General features: G+C 72.3%; 20 protein-coding genes. 12 read left to right on the plus strand and 8 right to left on the minus strand.

Annotated features, from left to right (window positions below; genetic code table 11):
• Positions 1-204 precede the first annotated feature (204 nt).
• Positions 205-954, plus strand: a complete 750-nt coding sequence (locus AC0AIB_RS02930; protein WP_328345497.1) for a DUF899 domain-containing protein — start codon at positions 205-207, stop codon at positions 952-954.
• 192 nt (positions 955-1,146) lie between these two features.
• Here AC0AIB_RS02930 and AC0AIB_RS02935 read toward each other — a convergent pair whose 3' ends face one another.
• Both AC0AIB_RS02935 and AC0AIB_RS02940 read right to left on the minus strand, forming a co-directional pair.
• On the minus strand, positions 1,147-2,010 hold the full coding sequence (locus tag AC0AIB_RS02935; RefSeq protein ID WP_328345499.1) for a helix-turn-helix transcriptional regulator: 864 nt from the start codon (positions 2,008-2,010) through the stop codon (positions 1,147-1,149).
• 127 nt (positions 2,011-2,137) lie between these two features.
• Positions 2,138-3,022: an alpha/beta fold hydrolase gene (locus tag AC0AIB_RS02940; RefSeq protein ID WP_328345501.1), complete on the minus strand. Its 885-nt coding sequence runs from the start codon at positions 3,020-3,022 to the stop codon at positions 2,138-2,140.
• 108 nt (positions 3,023-3,130) lie between these two features.
• On the opposite strand from AC0AIB_RS02940, the gene AC0AIB_RS02945 reads away from it, so the two are divergent.
• The 4 genes from AC0AIB_RS02945 (at position 3,131) to AC0AIB_RS02960 (ending at position 7,300) form a co-directional block, all read left to right on the plus strand.
• Positions 3,131-3,469: a YciI family protein gene (locus tag AC0AIB_RS02945; protein WP_328348751.1), complete on the plus strand. Its 339-nt coding sequence runs from the start codon at positions 3,131-3,133 to the stop codon at positions 3,467-3,469.
• Positions 3,466-4,725: an RNA polymerase sigma factor gene (locus tag AC0AIB_RS02950; protein WP_465095995.1), complete on the plus strand. Its 1,260-nt coding sequence runs from the start codon at positions 3,466-3,468 to the stop codon at positions 4,723-4,725. The genes AC0AIB_RS02945 and AC0AIB_RS02950 overlap by 4 nt, the downstream gene beginning before the upstream one ends.
• 91 nt (positions 4,726-4,816) lie before the next feature.
• Positions 4,817-5,617 (plus strand): SDR family NAD(P)-dependent oxidoreductase, encoded by an 801-nt coding sequence (locus AC0AIB_RS02955; protein ID WP_465095954.1) that lies wholly within the window; start codon positions 4,817-4,819, stop codon positions 5,615-5,617.
• 219 nt (positions 5,618-5,836) lie between these two features.
• A complete protein-coding gene (locus AC0AIB_RS02960) occupies positions 5,837-7,300 on the plus strand; it encodes an MFS transporter (protein WP_328345505.1) in 1,464 nt (487 codons plus the stop codon).
• A gap of 543 nt (positions 7,301-7,843) precedes the next feature.
• Here the strand turns inward: AC0AIB_RS02960 and AC0AIB_RS02965 are convergent.
• Both AC0AIB_RS02965 and AC0AIB_RS02970 read right to left on the minus strand, forming a co-directional pair.
• Positions 7,844-9,382 (minus strand): GMC family oxidoreductase, encoded by a 1,539-nt coding sequence (locus AC0AIB_RS02965; RefSeq protein ID WP_465095955.1) that lies wholly within the window; start codon positions 9,380-9,382, stop codon positions 7,844-7,846.
• A 198-nt stretch (positions 9,383-9,580) separates the two neighbouring features.
• Complete coding sequence (locus AC0AIB_RS02970; protein ID WP_328345507.1) at positions 9,581-10,231, minus strand: TetR-like C-terminal domain-containing protein; 651 nt, start codon at positions 10,229-10,231, stop codon at positions 9,581-9,583.
• A gap of 95 nt (positions 10,232-10,326) precedes the next feature.
• Between AC0AIB_RS02970 and AC0AIB_RS02975 the strand changes: the two genes are divergently transcribed.
• From AC0AIB_RS02975 to AC0AIB_RS02985, 3 genes are all read left to right on the plus strand, one after another.
• Complete coding sequence (locus AC0AIB_RS02975) at positions 10,327-11,673, plus strand: carotenoid oxygenase family protein (protein WP_328345509.1); 1,347 nt, start codon at positions 10,327-10,329, stop codon at positions 11,671-11,673.
• A 155-nt stretch (positions 11,674-11,828) separates the two neighbouring features.
• Complete coding sequence (locus AC0AIB_RS02980; protein ID WP_328345511.1) at positions 11,829-12,419, plus strand: hypothetical protein; 591 nt, start codon at positions 11,829-11,831, stop codon at positions 12,417-12,419.
• On the plus strand, positions 12,409-13,014 hold the full coding sequence (locus AC0AIB_RS02985; protein ID WP_328345513.1) for a copper resistance CopC family protein: 606 nt from the start codon (positions 12,409-12,411) through the stop codon (positions 13,012-13,014). Before AC0AIB_RS02980 ends, AC0AIB_RS02985 begins: the two co-directional genes overlap by 11 nt.
• Before the next feature lie 78 nt (positions 13,015-13,092).
• Here the strand turns inward: AC0AIB_RS02985 and AC0AIB_RS02990 are convergent, their stop codons facing one another.
• Positions 13,093-13,968: an SDR family NAD(P)-dependent oxidoreductase gene (locus AC0AIB_RS02990; protein ID WP_328345515.1), complete on the minus strand. Its 876-nt coding sequence runs from the start codon at positions 13,966-13,968 to the stop codon at positions 13,093-13,095.
• 25 nt (positions 13,969-13,993) lie between these two features.
• A complete protein-coding gene (locus AC0AIB_RS02995) occupies positions 13,994-14,593 on the minus strand; it encodes a carboxymuconolactone decarboxylase family protein (RefSeq protein ID WP_328345517.1) in 600 nt (199 codons plus the stop codon).
• Positions 14,594-14,915: 322 nt separating this feature from the next.
• On the opposite strand from AC0AIB_RS02995, the gene AC0AIB_RS03000 reads away from it, so the two are divergent.
• Positions 14,916-15,956: a carboxymuconolactone decarboxylase family protein gene (locus tag AC0AIB_RS03000; protein WP_465095956.1), complete on the plus strand. Its 1,041-nt coding sequence runs from the start codon at positions 14,916-14,918 to the stop codon at positions 15,954-15,956.
• Positions 15,957-16,438: 482 nt separating this feature from the next.
• Complete coding sequence (locus tag AC0AIB_RS03005) at positions 16,439-17,179, plus strand: helix-turn-helix transcriptional regulator (protein WP_465095957.1); 741 nt, start codon at positions 16,439-16,441, stop codon at positions 17,177-17,179.
• 182 nt (positions 17,180-17,361) lie between these two features.
• Here AC0AIB_RS03005 and AC0AIB_RS03010 read toward each other — a convergent pair whose 3' ends face one another.
• Positions 17,362-18,063: a maleylpyruvate isomerase family mycothiol-dependent enzyme gene (locus AC0AIB_RS03010; protein WP_328345523.1), complete on the minus strand. Its 702-nt coding sequence runs from the start codon at positions 18,061-18,063 to the stop codon at positions 17,362-17,364.
• Positions 18,060-19,142 (minus strand): NAD-dependent epimerase/dehydratase family protein, encoded by a 1,083-nt coding sequence (locus AC0AIB_RS03015; RefSeq protein WP_465095958.1) that lies wholly within the window; start codon positions 19,140-19,142, stop codon positions 18,060-18,062. The genes AC0AIB_RS03010 and AC0AIB_RS03015 overlap by 4 nt, the downstream gene beginning before the upstream one ends.
• A 232-nt stretch (positions 19,143-19,374) precedes the next feature.
• On the opposite strand from AC0AIB_RS03015, the gene AC0AIB_RS03020 reads away from it, so the two are divergent.
• Positions 19,375-20,361 (plus strand): DUF1702 family protein, encoded by a 987-nt coding sequence (locus tag AC0AIB_RS03020; protein ID WP_328345528.1) that lies wholly within the window; start codon positions 19,375-19,377, stop codon positions 20,359-20,361.
• Entirely contained in the window at positions 20,358-21,725 is a 1,368-nt protein-coding gene (locus AC0AIB_RS03025) for a cytochrome P450 (protein WP_442930685.1), read from the plus strand. Before AC0AIB_RS03020 ends, AC0AIB_RS03025 begins: the two co-directional genes overlap by 4 nt.
• The last annotated feature ends 110 nt before the right edge of the window (positions 21,726-21,835 follow it).

Here is a 21,835-nt window from a genome sequence, read left to right on the forward strand (position 1 = left end):
CGGATCGACCGGGGTCGTGTCGGCCAGGCACCATCGACGCTGTCACACCCCGTGGGCCGTCACCTCTTCCGGATTGCTCGGTGTCGACTCATGACCAGTGGCGGAAGGGCACGAGCGGAGAAGTCGGCCGTTCGGGCCCGTGTCACGCTCGCAGGTGTCGCCCGGCCTGACCCCGGCCCGGCGGCGACCGTCTAGGGAGGAACGATGAGTTTTCCGCAGATCGTCTCGCGTGATGAGTGGATCGTGGCGCGGGAGAAGCTCCTGGAGGAGGAGAAGGCGCTGACGCGCGCCCGCGACCAGCTCAGCGCCGCCCGCCGGGCCATGCCCGTCGTGCCGGTGGAGAAGGAGTACGTCTTCGACTCGCCCGCAGGCCGGGTGACACTGCTCGACCTGTTCCAGGGCCGCCGTCAGCTCATCGTGCGGCACTTCATGTTCGCCCCGGAGGCGGAAGAGGGCTGTGTCGGCTGCTCGATGCAGGCCGACAACGTCGGGGACCTGTCGCACATGCACGCCCGGGACTCCTCGTTCGTGATGATCGCCCGTGCCCCGCTGGAGAAGATCGAGCAGTTCAAGGCCCGGATGGGCTGGAGCCACATCCCGTGGGTCTCGTCGTACGGCAGCGACTTCAACTACGACTTCAACGTCTCGATGGACAAGGGCGAGCTGCCGGCGGTCAGCTCGTTCATCCGCGAGGGCGAGAAGATCTTCCACGCCAGCTCGGTGTTCGACCGGGGCGGCGAGGTGTTCATCAACACCTACAACTACCTCGACGTCACCCCGCTCGGCCGGCAGGAGGAGGAGCTGGCGCACCCGTGGGACTGGTGGCGGCACCACGACCGCTACGGCTCCGACGAGGCCGCCAACCCCGGTGAGAACTGGTGGACCGGGGTGAACAAGTTCCGGGTGCAGCACGAGGGCGCGGCCGTGCAGGCGGCGGAGGCCGGGACGCAGTGACGCCGGCGCGGTGGGGCGCGGCGGCGCTCCACCCGCTGGGGCGGCCGGTTCCCGGCCGGGCGGCTCATCCCGCCCCCGGGAGCCGGCCGCCGCCGTGCGCGTGCACTGTCCGGGGTGCGTGGGCGGGCCTGTGTGCGACGGCCCGCCGGGCGCGTCGTGGGGATGACCTGCTGTGTCGCGGGTGCGGGCGGCTCAGGGGACGGTGACGCTGTGCCGAGGCGCCGGCACCGGGGCCGGTGCGCGTCGGGGGATGCCGCCGAGCATCCGCAACGCCGCCGCCGACGGCGACCCCGCCTCGACGGTGAACGTCACCAGCATCAGGTCGGACATCTCTTCCAGCCGCAGCGTGTGCTGGTTGACCGTCAGCGCCCCGACCACCGGGTGGGCCATGTCGTAGGTCATCGTCTCGCAGGTGCTCACCGGGTGCTCGGCCCACATCCCGGCGAACTCCGGGCTGCGCGACAGCAGCTCCTCGACCAGCCCGACGATCCGCTGGTCGCCCCGGTAGCGGCCCACTGCCATCCGCAGGTAGGCCACCACCGAGCGGGCCTTGCCCGGCCAGTCGGCGTACAGCTCGCGCATGCGGGGGTCGAGGAAGACCGAGCGGCTCATGTTGGGTGCCTCGTCGAGGTGCCAGGCGAGCAGCGCGTGGCCCAGCGGGTTCCAGGCGTGCACGTCGGTCGCGGCGCCGAGCACCATCGCCGGCACGTCGGGCATCATCGCGAGCATCTGGCGCAGGGCCGGTGGCGCGGCGTGGGCCAGGGCGGTCCGCTCGGGCGCCGCCCGGCCTGGGCGGGCGAGCACGAACAGGTGGGACCGCTCGTCGTCGTCGAGCCGCAGGGCCCGGGCGACGGCGTCGAGCACCTCGTCGGAGACGTTGTGTGCCTGGCCCTGCTCCAGCCTGGTGTAGTAGGAGACGCTCACGCCGGCGAGCTGGGCCAGCTCCTCGCGGCGTAGCCCGGAGACCCGCCGCCGCTCGCCGTAGCGGGTCAGGCCGGCGTCCTGCGGGCTGATGACGCCGCGTCGCGATCGGAGGAACTCGCCCAGCGAATTCATGCGAACCAGTATGACCGACGAGCATGACACTGTCAGTGGTACCCACGGTGGAAGTACCAACGGTTTCCGGCCGGGCGGAGCGGGGTGCCGTGCCCGGCCGGACCCGATCAGTGTCCTGAACGGACGTTCAGGCCGTCTCGGCCAGGAAACGCAGGATGTGGGCGTTGGTGATCTCCGGCTGCTCGGTGAGCGGAACGTGTCGCGAGTCGGGGACCAGCGCGCCGGCCGAACCCTTCGGCAGGGCCTCGACGATCCGGGCGAGCCTCTCCTCGTCCATCGCGAACGAGACGTCCTGCGCACCGAAGATGTTCAGCGTCGGCTGGGTCGGCAGGGCACCCCACAGCGCGCCCTGCTCGGCCGCCCACTCCGGGCTGCCGAAGGTCGCCGCCGGGAAGTTGGTCCGGTACATGCCCAGGGCGGCGCGCAGGTTCTCCGGGTTGCCGAGGGCGGCCCGGATGTCGGCCAGGTCCTGCGTGACGTCGTAGCCGTCGCGCGAGTACTTGTGCAGCATGAATTCGAGGAAGGCCAGGTCGTTGGCGGCGACCAGTTCGTCGGCGGCAGCCATCTGGAAGAACCAGAAGTGGACCTGGACGTCGATGCCCCTGGGGTCGAGCACGAACTCGCCGAAGAACTGGAACGGTGGCACGTCGCAGGCGACCAGCCGCGACCAGCGTTGCGGCGCCTGCACGGCCGCACACCACGAGACGGCGGCGCCGAAGTCGTGGCCGATCAGCACCGCCCGCTCGTCGCCGCCGAGGACCTCGTGCAGGGCGTTGACGTCGGCCATCAGGTCGCGGATGTGCTCGCGGCCCGGCGGCGGGACCGAGCTGGGGGCGAAGCCCCGGGTGAACGGCGCCACGACCCGGTAGCCGGCGTCGGCCAGCGCCGGCATCAGGTGCCGGTACGTGTTGGGGGTGAACGGGAAGCCGTGCACGAGCAGGGCCAGGGGGCCCTCGCCCAGCTCACGGTATGCGATGTCGATGCCGTTGACGGTGACCTGTGACTGACGCATGGGATGCCTCCTCGGCGGGCACGGATTGCCCCAAGACTGGCCGAGCCGAGCACCGCCCGCTTCTTCCTGCGTGCTGCCTCGTTGTAATGCGCGGACCTGGGAGGGGCCGTGGAGTACGCACTGGTGATCTTTCACGACGAGGCCGGCGAGCTGAGCCCGGCGGAGCTCGACGAACACCCCCGGCACCGCGCCTGGCTCGACGAGGTGCAGCGACGGGGGGCGTTCGCCGGCGGGCAGCGCCTGCGCCCCGGCCGGGTCGGCCGCACGGTGCGGGCCCGGTCCGGAGCCGTGCTGGTCTCCGACGGCCCGTTCATCGAGGCCCGGGAGCAGGTGGGTGGGTTCGTCCTGCTGCGCTGCGCCGACCTCGACGAGGCGACGGAGCTGGCCGCCCTGCACCCGTTCGCCGAGCTGGGCACCATCGAGGTGAGGCCGGTCTGGACCCGCTGACGTTCGCGGTCGACGCCGCCGTTGCCGGGGCGTTCCGCCGGGAATACGGCCAGCTCGTCGGCGGGTTGGTCGGCCTCACCGGCGACCGGGGCCTGGCCGAGGACTGCGTGCAGGACGCCTTCGCCATCGCGCTGCGACGCTGGCGCGACGAGGGTGTGCCGCGCCGGCCCGGGGCCTGGCTGACCACCGTGGCGCGCAACCGGGCCGTCGACCGGTTGCGCCACGAGAACATGGCCGCCGCCCGGCTGCGCGAGGCCGCGGCCACCCTCCCGGCGTACGACGAGACCCCGCCGGTGCCGCCGGTGATCCGGGACGTCCAGTTGCGGCTGATCTTCACCTGCTGCCATCCCACGTTGTCGCTGCCGTCGCAGGTCGCGCTGACCCTGCGTACCGTCCTGGGGCTCGGCCCGGCGGAGATCGCCCGCGTCCTGCTGGTCGCGCCGGGAACCCTCGCCCAGCGCCTGGTGCGGGCCCGGCGCGGCGTCCGCGACGCGGGCCTGTGCGGTGAACTGCCGCCGGCCGGCGAGCTGCCCCGCCGGGCCACGGCCGTACGGGCGGTGCTGTACCTGCTGTTCACCGAGGGGTACGCCGCCACGGCCGGCGGGGACCTGCTGCGGTGCGGGCTGTGCGCGGAGGCCGTGCGGCTGGGCCGCCTGCTGGCCCGGCTGCTGCCCGACGACCCGGAGACCCTCGGGTTGCTCGCGCTGATGCTGCTGCACGACGCCCGGCGCGACGCGCGCACCGACGCCCGCGGCGGCCTGGTGCCGCTGGAGCGGCAGGACCGCCGGCGGTGGGATCAGGGTCGGATCGCCGAGGGGGTGGGCCTGCTGGACCGGGCGCTGCGTCAGGGGCGACCGGGCCCCTACCAGGTGCAGGCGGCGATCGCCGCCTGTCATGCCACCGCCCCCGACGCGGCCCGTACCGACTGGCCCCAGATCGCCGGGCTCTACGCCGAGCTGGCCCAACTGACGCCGTCTCCCGTGGTGCGGCTCAACCGGGCGGTGGCGGTGGGGATGGCGGATGGCCCGCAGCGGGGCCTGGCGCTGCTGGAGCAGGTGGAACGCTCCGGCGAGCTGGCCGGCCACCACCTCGTCCCGGCCGTCCGCGGCGATCTGCTGCGCCGGCTGGACCGTCCTGCCGACGCGGCCGGGGCGTACCGGCGGGCGGTGGAGCTCGCGGGCAACGACGTCGAGCGTCGGTACCTGCGGGACCGGTTGGCGGAGGTCACCGGCGGTCTTCCGGATCAAGCAGGATGAATCAGCAGGGAAATGTATATTTCCCCGAGGTTCACCCGTCGGTCTGACGAACCCGGTCCGGCATCGCCGGGCCATGACGAGGGGATCAGACATGCTGCTGGAGAAGAGGACCGCGATCGTCTACGGCGCCGCGGGCGCGCTGGGCAGCGCGGTGTCGCGCGCCTACGCCCGGGAGGGCGCGACCGTGTACCTGGCCGGTCACCACCTCGACCGGGTGGAGACGCTCGCCAAGGAGATCACCGCCGAGGGCGGCCGGGCGTACGCCCACCAGGTCGACGCGCTCGACCAGGCGGCGGTCGAGGCCCACGCGGCGCTGGTCGCCGAACGGGCCGGGCGTATCGACGTGTCGTTCAACGCCGTCGGCCTGGACCACGTGCAGGGCGTCCCGCTGCGCGAGCTGGGCCTCGACGACTTCCTGATGCCGATGAACACCTTCGTGCGCACCCAGTTCCTCACCGCGTCGGCGGCGGCGCGACGGATGGTGGAGCAACACAGCGGGGTCATCGTCATCCTGTCGACGTCCGCCGCGCGGGCACCCATGCCCTCGGGCGGCTTCGGGGTGGCCTGCGCCGGCATCGAGTCGCTCTCCCGGGAGCTGGCCGGCGAGGTGGGCCCGTTCGGGGTGCGCGTGGTCTGCCTGCGTCCCGACGCGATCCCGGAGAGCGTGCGGCACGGCTCCTACGTCCGCGAGACGTGGCGACGCGCGGCCGAGGCGAACGGGGCGACGCTGGAGGACATGCTGGCGGCCAAGCCGGGCATGCCGAACCCGCTGCTGGGTCGGGCGGTGACCCTGGCCGACGTGGCCGGCACGGCCGTCTACCTCGCCTCCGACCTGTCCAGCGGCCTCACCGGCTCGATCACCACGGTCGGTTGTGGAGTGCTCGTCGACTGATCGTGCGCCGGCCGCCCGACGGATTTTTCTCCCGGGCGGCCGGTGTCCCTCTCGACGCCGGGTGCGAAATTGAGCAAGCTCGAAGAGTGCCTCGACCGGGTAGCGTTGGTCGGGACCGGCAGCGGATGCCGAAGATGCCCTCAGCAAGGGTGCCACTGTCAGTGGTACGCATGGCAGGGGGATAGGTAGCGAGGTCGCGGCTACCTAGTGTTCGTGGTCATGGCGGAGAACCAGAGCACGTCGGAGCAGCTCAGCTCCGCGCAGAAACTTGCCCTATTCGTCCTGCTCGGCGCGCAGTTCATGCTGTCTGTCGACTTCTCCATCCTCAACGTGGCGCTGCCCCGGATGGGCGAGGGCGTCGGCCTGTCGCTGGCGGACCTGCCGTGGGTGGCAAGCGCGTACGCGCTGCCCGCCGCGGGCTTCACGCTCCTGTTCGGGCGGGTCGCCGACCTGTTCGGCCGGCGGCGGCTGTTCCTGACCGGCATCGCGCTGCTCACTGTTGCCTCGCTGCTCGGCGGCTTCGCGACCAACCCGGAGATGCTGTTCAGCGCCCGCGTGCTGCAGGGCTTCGCCAACGCGATCGCCATCCCGGCCGCGATGGCGCTGCTGATCACGACCGTCTCCGACGAGCGGGCCCGCGCCCGGGTGCTCGGCCTCAACGGTGCGCTGCTCTCCGGCGGCTTCACCGTCGGCGCCCTGGTCGGCGGCAGCCTGGTCAGCGCCCTGGACTGGCGCTGGGCGTTCTGGATCAACGTGCCGGTGGCGGTCGCCATCCTGGTGCTGACCCCGCTGGTCATCAAGGAGAGCGTCCGGCCCGCCGGCGTCAAGCTCGACGTGCCCGGCGCCGTGACGGTCACCGCCGGCCTGCTCGCCCTGGTCTACGGCGTGAGCATGCAGAGTTGGATCGCCCTCGTCGTCGGCGCGGTGCTCATCGCGGCCTTCTGGTTCGTCGAGCTGAAGGCCAAGGCGCCCCTGGTGTCGCTGACCCTGCTCAACCGACCCAACATCAAGTGGGGCAACTACGGCGGCATCGTCGCCTTCGTGATGGCCAGCGGCGTCAACTTCGGCCTCACCCTCTACATGCAGGACGTGCTCAAGATGGCGCCGTTCACCACCGGTCTGGTGTTCGGCGGCCCGGGTCTGGTGGCCGTCGTCGCCGGCGTCATCGCCGGCCGCATGATCGGCAGGTACGGCTACCGCAACGTGCTCGCCATCGGCCTGCTGGCGCAGGGCCTGACCACCGTCCCGCTGCTGTTGACCGGCACGTCGACGACGCCGAGCCTGGCGCTGATCGTGCCGTCGCTGTTCCTGATGTACTTCGGGCACGTCACGGCAGTCGTCGCCTACACGGTCACCGCCACCTCCGGCCTGGACGACTCGCAGCAGGGCCTGGCCACCGGCCTGGCCACCCTGGCCCAGCAGATCGCGGTCACCATCGGTATCCCGATCTTCGGGGCGCTCGTGGCCGCCCGCACGGACGTGCTGGACGGCGTCCACTTCGCCATGCAGGTGCAGATCGTCGTGATCCTGGTTTCCGTGGCACTGATCTGGATCGGCCTGCGGGACCGGGGCGTTCCGACCGGGCCAGCCGCCGCCGAGCGGCAGGAGCCGGTGCCGACCGCCGAGGCGCAGCAGCCCGCCCCGGTGCCGGTGCCGCGCACGGTCAGCGAGAACACCGTCTAGACGCTGCCGCGTCCTGCCTGACCGTGGTGTACGGAGCGCTGGCCACCCCCTGGGCGCGCTCCGTACACCACATGCTCGCGCCCACCGGGCGTCCGCCACCCGGCGGCGGCCCGTGGGCCTGAGGTGGAGCGCGCGGACCTGTCGGCGTCGGCGGCGGTGACTCGCCGGCACCGACAGCGCTGAGTCGAATGCGACATCACGCGCCCCGACGCGCCCCGGCAGGCTCTCCCTCCGGCCACCCGGAGGACCAGGACCCGTCAGTCACGGGCGATGACGCGCCCCGACCACGGACCACACGGGGCCCGGACCACACGGGGCCCGGACCACACGGGACCCGGACCACATGCGGACCTGGAACGCAGGGAGGCCCGGACGACCATGAGCGGCTACGCGGCCGGTGACGGTGCGGCCGGCGCGACGACGTCGGCGACTCGACTCACTGTGGGCCGGCCGGCAACGCCGACCGCTGCGCCCCCGGAGGTGGACAGCAGGACGGGCGCCCTGCGGGACTTCGCACCGCGGGACGCCCGTGCCGGGGACCGGTCAGGACTGCCTGAGCCAGTCGGCGAGCCGCTCGCCGATCATGATGGAGGTGAGGTTGGTGTTGCAGTTGACGATCGACGGCATGACGGAGGCGTCGCAGACGTACAGGCCCTCGATGCCGTGCACCCGCAGCCGCTCGTCGACCACCGCCCCCTCGTCGCCGGCCACGCCCATCCGGGCCGTGCCGACGGGGTGGTAGCCGCTGTCCAGGCTGAGCCGGACGTAGTGGCGCATCAGTTCGTCGTCGGCGACCATGTCCTCGCCGAGCACCACGAACCGCTGGCCCTGGTCGTTGATGCCCGCCGTCTGCATGAACTGCCAGCACTGGCGCACGGCGTCGACGAGGATCTGGATGTCGCGCTCGGAGTCGAGGAAGTTGAGCGCGACGTCCGGCGGCGCGGTGGGGTCGGCGGAGGTGAGGGTGAGCCGTCCCCGCGACTCGGGCCGCTGGTGCACGACCATCACCCCGAAGATCGTCTTTGCGGCGGCCAGCATCTGCAGCTCCGGGAAGAGCGTCAGGTCGAAATGGTTGATCATGTAGTACTGGAGGTCGTTGAACTCCGCCGAACCCGGCGCGGTGGTCCGCAGGATCGTCTGGAGGAACGCGTCCTGCGGGTCGAAACTGCCCTCCTGCGGCACCATGAAGGCGCCGGTGCGCGGGTGGTCGATCAGGTCGGCGCCGACCCCGGGCCGGTCCAGCAGCACGTCGATGCCGAGCCGCCGCAGGTCGCCGGCGGGCCCGATGCCCGAGCGCATGAGGATGGCGGGCGAGTTGACCGCCCCGGCGGCCAGCACCACGGTGCCGGCCTCGATCACCTCGGTGCCGCCGCCGGGCTTGGCGATCTCGACGCCGCGCGCCCGGGTGCCGGCGAACACCACCCGGTTGACGTGGACCCCGGAGCGGATCTCCAGGTTCTCCCGGCCCCGGGCCTCGCTGAGGTAACCCATCGCGGTGGAGAACCGGTTGTTGCCCTGGCGGTTGGACGGGATCGGGCCGACGCCGGTGGCCTCCGGGTGGTTGTGGTCCTCGACGTCGGGAAAACCGGCCTTGAGGCAGGCGTCGTGGAACACCTGCTGCACCGGGGCCATCTCGTCCTGGGTGAACCGGCGGATCGGGATCGGGCCGCCCTTGCCGTGGTACTGGTCGTCGAAGTCCTGGTCGTCCTCGAGCCGCTTGTAGAACGGCAGCACCTCGTCCCAGGCCCAGGCCGGGTTGCCCAGCTCGGCCCATTCGTCGAAGTTGTCCGGGGTGCCGCGCAGTGCGATGGTGGCGCCGACGGCGGACGATCCGCCGGTGACCTTCCCCCGCGGGAAGATGATCCGCCGGCGGTCGGTGATCTCGGCCTTGAAGTGCCAGTCGTGGCGGTCCATCGACATGGCGCTGCCGTCGAGCAGATCGGACGGGGTCTCGGCCACCGTCGCGAAGTCGGGGCCCGCCTCCAGCAGCAGCACCCGGCGGGCGGGATCCTCACTGAGCCGGGCGGCCAGCGCGGCTCCGGCGGAGCCGGATCCGACCACCAGATAATCGATTCCGTGCATCATCGGCGTCCTTCGGTGCGTGGGGGATGGGCGATCCTGTCGGCGTGCCGGACAGGGGTGGATGCGCTTCCATTGCGGACGTGCTCGGGACCCGTCCTGAGCATCACACCGAGCGCTGGCCGCCGCTTCTCCGCCGTTGCCGTGCCGCCCGCTGCGCCGCTGTCGCCGTACCGCCGCTGTCGCGCCGCGGCTGTCGCGTCAGGCGCGGGGCGAGCGCCGGCGCCGGGCGCGGGCAAGCGAGGCGGCTGTCGCCTCGTACCCGTCGCCCGCGCCGACCATCAGCGAGCGCAGCTGTGCCTCGAAGCAGACGTCGGCGTCGTACGGGTCGATCAGGTAGCCGCCGAGTTCGAGGCTCACCAGCCCGTGCAGGGCGATCCACATGTTCTGCGCGGCCAGCAGCGGATCTCCGGCGCGGAACCGGCCCTGTTCGGTGGCGCGGGCCACCGCGTCGACAAGCGGCTGGAGCGTGTACTTGCCGTGTTGCCGGTCGCCGTCGGCCAGGACGAATCCGCCGAGCGCCCCGCTGCCGAACATGACCTGGTAGAGCTGCGGGTGGTCGAGGGAGTTGGCCCGGTACGCGTGCCCGAGGGCCATCACGTCGGCGACGGCGTCGGAGGTGGCCCGCACGGTCGCCATGCGCCGGTGCAGGCGGGCGAAGCCTTCGTGCACCATCGCCCGGACCAGGTTGTCCATGCCGCCGAAGTGCGTGTAGACGGCCGTGGTCGAGGTGCCCACGGCGGCGGCGAGGCGGCGGGTGGTGAGGCCGGCGGTGCCCTCCTCGGCAAGCAGCCGGGCCGCGGCCTCGAGCAGGGCCGTCGCCAGGTTGGGGTCGATTCGGCGGGGACTCACGTTGACATGGTCTCACGCCCGGCGTACCTTCGATGGAGTAACGCTGTTACGTAACCGCGATACGCAAAAAGGTCGCCCAGCTCGTGGAGGTCCCAGTGAGCGTCGTCGCCCTCGCCCCCAAGACCCTCTCTCGCAACGACAACCGGCGCCCCGTCGCCACCGAGGCGACGGAGTTCGACCTGACCGTCACCGGGCGGCTGCCCGCCGAGCTGGACGGCTGCCTCGTCCGCATCGGGCCGAATCCGATGGGTGGCGACCTGCCCGGCCACGCCCTCGTCGGCGACGGCATGGTGCACGGGGTGCGCCTGCGCGCCGGCCGTGCGCTGTGGTACCGCAACCGGTGGATCCGCACCGACCGCACCACCCGCGCCCTTGGTGAGCTCGCCCTGCCCGGCCCCCGGCACGGGCTGTCCGACAATGCCAACGCCAACGTCATCCGGCACGGCGGGCGCACCCTCGCCCTCGGCGAGGCGGGCGTGCTGCCGGTCGAGCTGGACGACGAACTGGGCTCCGTGGCCCGGATCGACTTCGACGCCACCCTGCCGCACGGTTTCGCCGCGCACGCCGAGTGCGACCCGGTCACCGGGGAGCTGTTCGCCGTGGCCTACCACCACGAGCTGCCGTACGTCGAACACCTCGTGCTGAGCCCGCAGGGGCGGGTGCGCCGCAGCGAGCGCATCGAGGTCAGCGGCCCGCCGCTGATGCACTCGCTGGCGCTGACCGACAGGCACTCGGTGCTGTTCGACCTGCCGGTCACCTTCCAGCCGGCGCTGGCCCGCTCGGGCTCCCGCTTCCCGTACGCGTGGTCGCCCGGTCGACCGGCACGGCTCGGGCTGCTGCCCCGCGAAGGGCGGGGGGCCGACGTGCGCTGGTTCGACGTCGACCCCTGCTACGTCTTCCACCCCGTCAACGCCTACGAGGTCGACGACACCTGCGTGGTGGACGTGGTGCGCCACGCCCGGGTCTTCGACCGCGATCTGCACGCCCCGGGGGAGACCGCGCCGACCCTGTGGCGCTGGACGCTGGACCTGACCCGGGGCACCGTCGCCGCCGAGCAGCTCGACGACATCCCGCAGGAGTTCCCCCGCATCGACGAGCGCCGCAAGACGATGCCGCACCGGTACGCCTACACCGTGGCCATGCAGTCCGGAGCGGGGGTGCTGGGCGGCTCGGCGCTGCTGCGTCACGACCTGCTGCGCCGGGAGGTGGCGGTGCACGACTTCGGGCCGTACCGGGAGGCGGGGGAGGCGGTGTTCGTCCCGCGCGACGCACGCTCGGCCGAGGACGACGGGTGGCTGCTGACCTACGTCCACGACGGACGTACCGACCGCAGCGATCTGGTCGTGCTCGACGCCGGCGACTTCGCCGGGCCACCGGTGGCAGTCGTGCACCTGCCCGGCCGGGTGCCCAGCGGATTCCACGCCAACTGGATCGGATCCTGACCCGGCACTCCGGGAACGGACAGATCTCCGACAGCACCTGGGCAATCTGAAGGAACCGTGGCGCGGGCCGGCCGGTTAGCTTCGCGGCAACCGCTGTCTCGTTTTCCACGGGCCGTACGGCGGACTCTCCCGCGTTTCCATGGAAGGTGCCAAAGATGACCCAATCCCTCGCCGTCGCACCGTCTTCCGGGCTGCTCGCGCGGCTCAACGGGGCCTACCACCGGGCCGCTCTCAACGGCTTCCTCATCGTCGTGTTGGCGCACTGGGCCGAGCACCTGGTTCAGGCGTACCAGATCTGGGTCCTCGGCATGCCCCGGCCGAAGGCGCGGGGCGTGCTGGGCCAGTTCTACCCGTGGCTGGTCTCCTCCGAGTGGTTGCACTACGGCTACGCCATCGTGATGTTGGTCTTTCTCTTCGCACTGCGCCGGGGCTTCGTCGGGCGTGCCCGCACCTGGTGGACCGTGGCGTTGGCCATCCAGTTCTGGCACCACATCGAGCACTTCCTGCTGCTGTGGCAGGTGCAGTCCGGCACCATGTTCTTCGGCCAGAAGGTGCCGACCAGCATCCTGCAGCTCGTGCTGCCGCGGGTGGAACTGCACCTGTTCTACAACTCGGTGGTGTTCGTTCCCATGGTGATCGCGATGTACCTGCACCTGCGGCCGAACCGGCGCGAACAGGAGCTGATGACGTGCAGCTGCGTCGGACACCGCATCGCCGGCCGGTCCCTCGCCCCTCATGCCGCGTGAGCTGAGCCGCCCGCCCGGCGGCCGTCGCCGGGCGGCGGCCGTCGCCGTGGCGGTGGCGGTCGCCGGGCTGCTCGCGTTCCCCTCCGGCGCGGCCCGGGCCGACGGTGGCCCGGTCTCCACCGACCCGCCGGCCGGCGCGGCGCTCACCGCCGCGCCCGCCGAGGTGACCCTGGGCTTCGGCGCCGGTGTCGACGAGGGACAGTCGCACGTCGCGGTGCTCGATGCCGGTGGCGGGCGGCTCACCGACGCCGAGCCGGTCCGGGTCGGCTCCACCCGCCTGCGGCTGCCGATGCACGTCGACGCGGCCGGCGACTACACGGTCGCCTACCACGTCACCTTCGTCGACGGCACGACCAGCACCGGGGCGTACCGGTTCAGTGTGGGCACGGGCGTCGCTCCGGCCCCGCTGGACGACGCCGCGCGCCGGGTCAGCACCGAGGTGGTGGCCGACGCGCACGGGCACGGCGTCGACGGCTTCAGCGCCTTCCTGCTGTTCGTCGACGGCGTCGTCCTGGTCGTGGTCCTCGCCCTGTTGTGGCTACGTCCTCGGGGCGGGCGGGCGCTGGCCCTGCGCATCGACGAGTCCCGGACCTGACGGCGGCACGACGTGACGGCACTCCGGACAACGCGCAGCGGCGCCGACGAGATCCGTCGGCGCCGCTCGTGCGGGTGGTCAGGGGGTGGGGAAGAACGCACGGACGAACTTCTCCCACCCGCGCTCACCGATGAGCGCCCGCATCTTCGGCAGCAGGCGCGGCGGCATGCCGAGCCGGTAGCGGATGCGCGGGTTCGGGGTGGAGACCGCTGTCTCGAGGACCTTCGCGACGTTCTCGGCGCGGACGGCGATCTTGCCGCGCAGCGGCGGGTCGTCGCTGAGCCGGTACGCCTGGTGCCAGTCGACGAAGTGCTCCCAGAAGTCCCGGTACAGGGCGGGGTTCTCGTGCGAGTCCATGCCCAGGTCGGCGACGCTGTCGGGGACGAAGCCGCCGAGGATGGGCGCCGGCTGGAGCACCACCACCTTGATGCCGAAGGGAGCGACCTCCAGGCGCAGGGAGTCGCTGATGGCCTCCAGCGCGTGCTTGGTGGCCTGGTAGTAGCCCCGGCCCGGGGTGGCGAACATGCCGAAGATCGACGACATCATGATCACCCGGCCGCCGCCCTGCTCCCGCATGCCCGGCAGGACCAGTTGGGTGAGCCGGCACAGCCCGAAGACGTTCGTCTCGAACTGGGCGCGGACCTCGTCCATCGGGGTCTCCCCGATGGTGCCGTTGAGGCTGTACGCGGCGTTGTTGATCAGCGTGCCGACCGCCCCGTGCTCGTCGGTGATCCGCTTGACCGCCGCGGTCATCGACTCCTCGTCGTTGACGTCGAGGTGGAGCACCGTGATGCCCTCGTCGGCCAGGTCGGCCAGGGCGTCCACGTTACGTCCGGTGGCGTAGACCGGCCAGCCGGCCCGGTGCAGCCGCAGCGCGGTGGCCTTGCCGCTGCCCGAGGACATACCGGTGCCCGACGAGGCGCCCGTCAGCAGGATGGCGCGTGACTGGGTCATGATGGCGTCCCTTCCCGGCCGGAGATCACTCGTCGCCCAGCCGCGCGATGCGGCTGCGATCGACCGACGAGCCCAGCCCGGTGGCGTCGACCAGGCGGTTGATGAACGCGAACAGGCAGGCGCAGAAGACCGCCTCCAGCATCTCGGCGTCGCTCCAACCAGCTGCCGCGGCCTTCTCCCAGTCCGCGTCGGTGATCTTGTACGCGCCGGTGCTCACCTTCGTCACCAGCCGCATGAGCGGCATGGTGCGCTCGTCGACAGGCAGCTCCTCGACGCTGTCGGCGTCCGACACCGCCTCCAGCAGCTCGTCGCTGCCGCCGAACTGGCTCAGGAACCAGCTGTGCGTTCCGACGCAGTACGGGCAGCCGTTCAGCTTGGACGTCCAGGCCGAGATCAGCTCCTTGAGGTGCCGGGGCAGGGTTTCCCCGCCGAAGATGCCGCCGTAGCCGGCGATCACCACCGCGAGCAGCCGCGGATTGGTGGAGGTGAGCCGGAACATGTCGGGCACGAATGGCAACCCGGTGACCGCCTTGATTTCCTCGTAGAGTTCGGCGGTGCGACCCTGAGCCTGATCCTCGTCAATCATCGGGACTCTGATTCCCGGCTGTCTCGTCGTCGTTTCCATGGGCCATCTCCTCGTTGCTCGGGCGATCCCGGGCCAGGTGGGCGACGTTGCGTTCCACGACGAAGCAGGGCCGCTGTCGGCGCTGGCCGCAGCAATCTCCGACGGGGCTGCGGGGCAACACGGAAACGCTGGCGACGGCGGTCGGGCAGCGATTCCGCTGGCCCATGATGGCATGTCGTCGCAGCTCCGGTGCTCTCCCAGATTGCCTAGTGCGGGAACTCCCACGGTTGAACCGTCGGCGCGGTCGGACCGTACAGCCCACTGGCTGAAGGCACTTTTCGCCGATAATCTGTTCAATTCACAGAGATGGATGAGGTACGTGATGCCGGCAAGTGTTCTGCGACCGGTGCTGGGCGCGCTCGGGTTGACGCAGATTCGATACGTCGACCCGGTGCGTCGCGGGCGGGCCAGCGGCCTGGTGGCCGAGGTGTACAGGCAGGTGGAAAGGGACTTCGGTGTGCTGGCCCCACCGGTGGCCCTGCACGCCCCGGCTCCCGAGGTGCTGGCCGCCGCCTGGATGCTGCTGCGGGAGACGCTTGTCGTCCCCGGTGCCGCCCCCCGCGCGGCCAAGGAGGCGGTGGCCACCGCGGTCTCGCTGGGCAACGCCTGCCCGTACTGCGCGACCATCCACAACAACGCGCTCGGCCTGCTCGCCGGCGGCGGCTCCGCCCGGCCCGACGCCGGCGCGGCAGCGTTGGAGGAGGTCGTCAACTGGGCGATGCTGACCGACGGGGGCCCGCCGCAGCCGCCGCCGTTCCCCGCCGTCCAGACCCCGGAACTGGCCGGGGTGGCGGTGCTGCTGCACTACCTCAACCGGATGGTCAACGTGTTCCTGCGTGACATGCCGCTGCCGCCGGGTGTGCCGGAGGTGGCGTTGCCCGTCGTGCTGAGGGTGCTCGGCTGGGCCATGATGAGCGCCGCGCGACGTCCGCACGGGCCCGGTCTCTCGCTGGACCTGCTGCCGGCCGCGCCGCTGCCGGCGGACCTGTCCTGGGCGGCCGGCAACCCGACTGTCGCCCAGGCCTTCGGCCGGGCCTGTGCCGCGATCGACGAGGCTGGCCGCCGCTCGGTCCCCGAGGCTGTCCGGGACCTGGTGCAGGTCAACCTGGTCGGTTGGCGCGGCGGTCCGCGGGGGATCAGCCGGGCCTGGGTGGAGGGGTTGGTCGAGGGAATGCCCGAACGGCAGCGGCCGGTCGCCCGGTTCGCCCTGCTGGTCGCCTTCGCCTCCTATCAGGTGGACTCGGCGGTCGTGCGCGACTGTCGGGCCGCCGGGGCGGACGCCCCGACGTTGGTCGAGGTCTCCGCCTGGTCGGCGATGACCGCGGCCCGGTGGCTGGGCGCCCAGCTCCCGACCCCGGGGTGATCACTCCCGGACAGGAGTGGCATCGCCGAACAATTCGGATAATCGCTGCGACTGTCGGAATAAGTCACCTTGCCGCAGTGGGACCAGAGAAGTCTTCGTATTGATTTAACTCCATGCGTGGTATCGTCCTACTTCATCCGGACCACATTGGAACACTCACAGTAAGCGCGGTCCGATATCTTCCGGGTCCGCACTTACGCCACCCGGCGTGCGGTGCTTAGCGACATTTCAGGCCGGGTAGTCGAACACCTGTTCCGCTGCATGCGACGACGCCGTCGTGGCCGCTCCGAGCAGGGTCAGATCGCCGGTCGTCGGGATGTCCCGACGACCGGCGACCCCAGTGCACGGGCATGCCGTGCCTGGTGCGGTCGGAGTGTCCCCCACGTGTTAACCGAATGGAGTGATGGGCTGTGCACAATGCTGTCGAAAGAGCCATCTCGATCATGTGGGATCGCTACCACGAACCCCTGTCACTTGATGCGATGGCCGATTCTGCCTTTCTCAGTCGCTTTTACTTCTCTCGGCTGTTCCGGTCGAAGACGGGCACTTCGCCGGGGCGCTTCCTGACCGCGATCCGGCTTTACAAGGCCAAGAACCTGCTGCTCGAGACCGACATGAGCGTCACCGACATCGCCTACGCCGTCGGCTACAACAGCCTGGGCACCTTCATCAGCCGGTTCACCCGCAGCGTGGGTATCTCGCCGGCCCGCTACCGATGGCTCGCCGAGAACGGCATCCCGCAGCTGTCCCGCACCCGCACGGCCGGCCCGCGCCGCCGGGCCACCATCACCGGCCGACTCGTCCTGCCCCCGGTCGACGTGCCGGTCAAGGTGTACGTGGGCATCTTCGACAGCCCCATCGTGCAGGGGTTGCCGGCCTCCTGCGACATCCTGGAGGCCTCGGGCGAGTACGTGCTGCGCGACGTGCCGGAGGGGCAGTGGTACCTGCGGGCCGCGGCGATCGCGCTCGGTGACATCGCGGCCCGCCCGTCCATGCGTCGCCCCCTGGCGGTCGGCTCCCACGACGCGCTGACCGTGGCCACCAGCGACAACCTCACCGTCGACCTGGAACTGCACCACACCGGGGTGTTCGACCTGCCCATCCTGATCGCGCTGCCCGAGCTGGACAGCAACGACCCCGCCAGCCGCACCAGGCGCGGGTTCACCCGCACCGACCGGCGTACCGCCAGGCCGTCCCGGTTGCTGCACCGGGCCAAGTCGTGACCGCCGCCTCCGGGTGGTGGCGACCCCGGAGGCCGGATGGCGGCACCGTAACCGGGGAATGAGGGCGCGGGCCGAACGGGACCCGGCCACGCGCCCAGGAACACCCCGCGCAGAAGGCGGTCGGCCGGTGGCGCCCGGGCCACCGGCCGCCCGCCGACAGCGGCTCAGCACAGCGGTGCGGCTCAGCGTACGGAGGCGGCGATCGGTGACTCCGGCACCCGGAACGGCCCCCAGGTGAACGCCGGCAGCCAGCGCCCCGGGTCGGCGCTCCACCGCAGCGACCGGATCTGCGACGCACTGCGGCGACCGGCCAGCGACAGGTACACCTCGTGCCACGGGCCGACCACGGTCACCGCCGGCTCGCCCGTACCCGCCACGGCCCGCCCGTGCTCGGTCTGCACCGCCAGCGGCGGCAGGCCACGGCCGTCGAGCGCGGCGGACAGTCCCCTCAACAGCACGTCGAAGGACGCCGGTAGCGCCGGATGGTCGACCGGCGGCGCGACGCCCAATGCCTGACGCAGGTCCAGCTCGTGGGTGAACGCGTCCATCACCAGGATGTGCCCGTCCATCGAGTCCGGGCCGGCGAGGAACTCCTCCACCGGCCCGCTCAGCCGCTCCCACTCGACGAGCAGCTCCGGCAGCCCGGCGTCGGGCGTCGCGCCGGGGACGGCACCGGTGACCCGACCGTGCACCCGCGCGCAGACCTCCACCAGGTGCGCGACGAGCCTGTCGACGGTCCAGTCCGGGCAGTGCGCCACCGGCAGCGTGCCCGCGCCGGGCGGCCCCTCGGCAAGCAGGTCCGCCGTGGCCCGCCGGACCTGGCGGTAGGCCGCGTCGGCGGGAACCCGGGACGGGCGGGACGGCTGCGGTTCGACGATGGTCACGGTCGTGCCTCCTCGCGTGGCGACGCCACGGCTTCGACGGAACCCGACGCGGGCGCGGCGGGAACGACAGGTGCGCCGGCCTGGCCGGCGGTGAGCCGTCCCGTACGGTGCAGCCAGCCCACGGTGTCGACGAGCGTCTCACCGATCGGCCGGGGCACCGGCCCCGCCGACCGGGCCACGTCCTGCGGGTGGGCGTCGACGGCGCAGACGTAGCAGGCCCCGTACTCGGCCGGGATGTGCCACGGCCACACCCGCTGCGCCAGGTCGGTGGCGTAGGCGAAGGGCAGCACCGCCCGGGCCGGCAGGAACAGCGTGGGCAGCCGGCGGCCGGTCGCCTCGCGAACGGCCCGCAGGTAGCCGCGGGTACTCAGGTAGCGGCCCGGACCGAGGTGCCGCCCACCGTCCCCGGCCGGCGTAGTGGCCAGCTCCGCGAGCAGCGCGGCCGTGTCCCGGACGTCGCCGACCGGGAAGCCGCCGGTGGGCCACATCGGCATCAGGCCGCGCAGCACGTTGCGCAGCCGGGCGTTCTGGTCGCCGAGCCTCGGGTCGTCCGGGCCCAGCAGGGCGGGCGGATAGGCGATCACCACCGGGTCGCCCTGCGCCTGGTGCCTCCTGGCGACCCGCTCCGCGGCGGCCTTGCTCGCCAGGTACGTCTCCCGGGCCGTGGTCGGTGGCGACTGCGGGCCCACCGTCCCGGCCGCCGACGGCGCCAGCGCGCCGAACGTCGACACGTGCACCGAGCGCCCCACCCCGGCCCGGCGGGCCGCCGCGAGCACCACCTCGGTGCCGCGCGCGTTGGTCCGTCGGGTCGCCCCGTGCCACCGGCTGTCGAACGAGTAGACCGAGGCGGCGTGCACCAGCGCGTCGACACCACCGACGGCCCGGGCCACCGCCGTCTCGTCCAGCACGTCGCCGACGCAGACCTGCACCGCGTCGCCGGGCACCGACAGCGGGGACAGGGCCGGGACGACCCGGTCCGGATCCCGGGCCAGCACCCGCACCCGGTGCCCGGCTGCGGCGAGCGCCGCCACCGTGTGCGCGCCGACGAAGCCCGTACCACCCGTCACGAGCACCAACATCGCGAGCTCCTCTCCGCCCGCGACCGGCGCGCAGACGCGCGGCGCGACGCTGCTGCCGGGCCTGGCGGGCGGCTCGATCGTGTCCCGCCCGCCAGCGGCGGGCTACTCCCAACGTGCCGTTGTCCGGCACTGCGTCGCAGGTCAGAGGGCAATCGGGAAGTGGCTGCGGGCGTCGCGCGGTCGGGAAGATTGACCAGTTGGATCGTCGAATCTGGATGAATGGGAGCTACAGGTGGCCGGCACCATCAGGGCGCTCAGGCGCCGTGTCCTCACCCCAGACGTCAAGGAGACCCTCGTCTCCACCCGGGGCTTCCACGACAAGAATCCGGAGGCCCGCACCATCCTGGAGACGGTCGGTTCGTCATTTCTGACCGGGCTCTCCTCGGCCGCCGGCGCCCGCCGGGTGACCGACGTCGACACCGAGCTCGCCGAGCTGCCGACCCGCTTCCAGGGGTTCGCCTACGAGGGCGCGGCCATGGGCTTCGCGCTGGTCGACGCGCTCACCCCGGGAACACCCCGGCGCAGCGCCGAGTTCCTCGCCGGCACCGGCGACCGCCACGTCTACATGGCGTACGTCGGGATCGGCTGGGCGCTGGCGCGGCTGCCGAAGTTCCTGTGGCGGCGGGCCCTGGCCGCCGCCACCGACCCGCTGCTGCGCTGGCTCGTGCACGACGGCTACGGCTTCCACCAGGCGTACTTCCACACCGCGGAGTACGTGCACGGCCGGCGGGCGGTGACCGACTTCCCGTGGCCGCCCGAAGGCCCCACCGCGTACGCGGCCCGCGCCATCGACCAGGGCATCGGCCGGGCCACCTGGTTCGTCGCCGGCTGTGACCCGACGGTCGCCGCCGACCTGATCGACCGGTTCCCGGCGACGCGGCACGAGGACCTCTACAGCGGGGCGGGGCTCGCGGCGACGTACGCGGGCGGGTGCACCGCCGACGAGCTGCGGCTGTTCCTGGCCCGCTCGGGTGAGCACGCCCCGTTCGTCGCCCAGGCCAGCGCGTTCGCCGCGCAGGCCCGGATCCGGGCGGGGCTGCCGGTGCCGCACACGGAGCTGGCCACCCAGGTCTTCTGCCAGGCGTCGGCCGTCGACGCGGCTCGGGTCACCGACGAGCTGATCCCCGCGGGCCCGGACGCCTCCGGTCGGCCGGCGTACGAGGTGTGGCGGCGAGCCGTGGCCGCGCGGTTCCGGGCCGACGCCCCGGTACAGCCGTGACCGCGATCGCCGACCCGAACCGGCTGCGCCCGCCGGGCCCGTCGCCCTGGACCGCCCCGGCCCTGCTCGGGCGGATGGCCCGCAACCGGCTCGACGTCATGCGGGCGGTGTCCGCCCGGTACGGCGACGCGGTCCGGCTGCCGCTGGGGCCGAAGACGCTCTGGTTCTTCAACCATCCCGACCACGCCAAGCACGTGCTCGCCGAGAACCCGGGCAACTACCACAAGGGCATCGGGCTGGTGCACGCCCGCCGTACCCTCGGCGACGGCCTGCTCACCAGCGAGGGCGCGCTGTGGACCAAACAGCGCAAGGTGATCCAGCCGGTGTTCCAGGCCCGTCGGATCGCCCGCCAGGCCGACGCGGTCGCCGAGGAGGCGGTGCGGATGGCCGCCCGGCTGCAGCGCATGGTCGGTGCCGGCCCCGTCGACATCGGACACGAGATGACCGAGCTGACCCTCGGCGTGCTGGGCCGCACGTTGCTCGACGCGGACCTCGGCGAGTTCGGGGGGATCGGCGCGGCGTTCGAGGCGGTGCAGGACCAGGCGATCTTCGAGATGATGTCGCTGGGCGCCGTGCCGACCTGGGTGCCGCTGCCCCGGCAACGGCGCTTCCGTCGGGCCCGTGCCGAGCTGCAGGAGATCGTCGACCGGCTGGTGGCACACCGGCGGGCGGAGCCCGGCGGCATCGCCGACCGCGACGACGTGGTGTCCCGCCTGATCGGGTCGACCAGCCGGGAGGCCGACCCCCGGGTGGCCCGACAGCGGATGCGCGACGAGCTGGTCACCCTGCTGCTGGCCGGGCACGAGACCACCGCCAGCACCCTGACCTGGGCCTTCTATCTCCTCGACCGGCACCACGAGGTGTGGGAGCGGATGCACGCCGAGGCCGTCGAGGTGCTCGGTGACCGCAACCCGGTGTACGAGGACCTGCACCGGCTGCGGTACACCGCGATGGTGGTCGACGAGGTGATGCGGCTGTACCCGCCGGTGTGGCTGCTGCCCCGCATCGCCCAGGGCGACGACGTGGTGGGCGGCTGGCACGTGCCCGCCGGCGCGGACGTCGTGCTGTGCCCGTACACCCTGCACCGGCACCCGGAGTTCTGGCCCGACCCGGACCGCTTCGACCCGGAGCGCTTCGACCCGGACCGGCGCACCGACCGGCCGCGGTACGCCTACCTCCCGTTCGGCGCCGGCCCCCGCTTCTGCGTCGGCAACAACCTCGGCCTGCTGGAGGCGGTGTTCGTCCTGGCCTGCGTGACCCGGCAGCTGCGCCTGTCGCTGCGACCCGGGCACCCGGTGGTGCCGGAGCCGATGTTGACCCTGCGGGTGCGCGGCGCCCTGCCGATGCACGTCTACGAGGCCTGACCCCGCCCCCGCCCCGACCTGGCGCAATCGGTGCTTCCCGGCCGGTTGCGCCTCGTCGTGTCCGCCGGACGGCGGCGTCGCGGGTGGTGCCCCGTCGTGGTCCGAGCTCC

This window comes from Micromonospora sp. DSM 43699 (genome assembly GCF_055517075.1).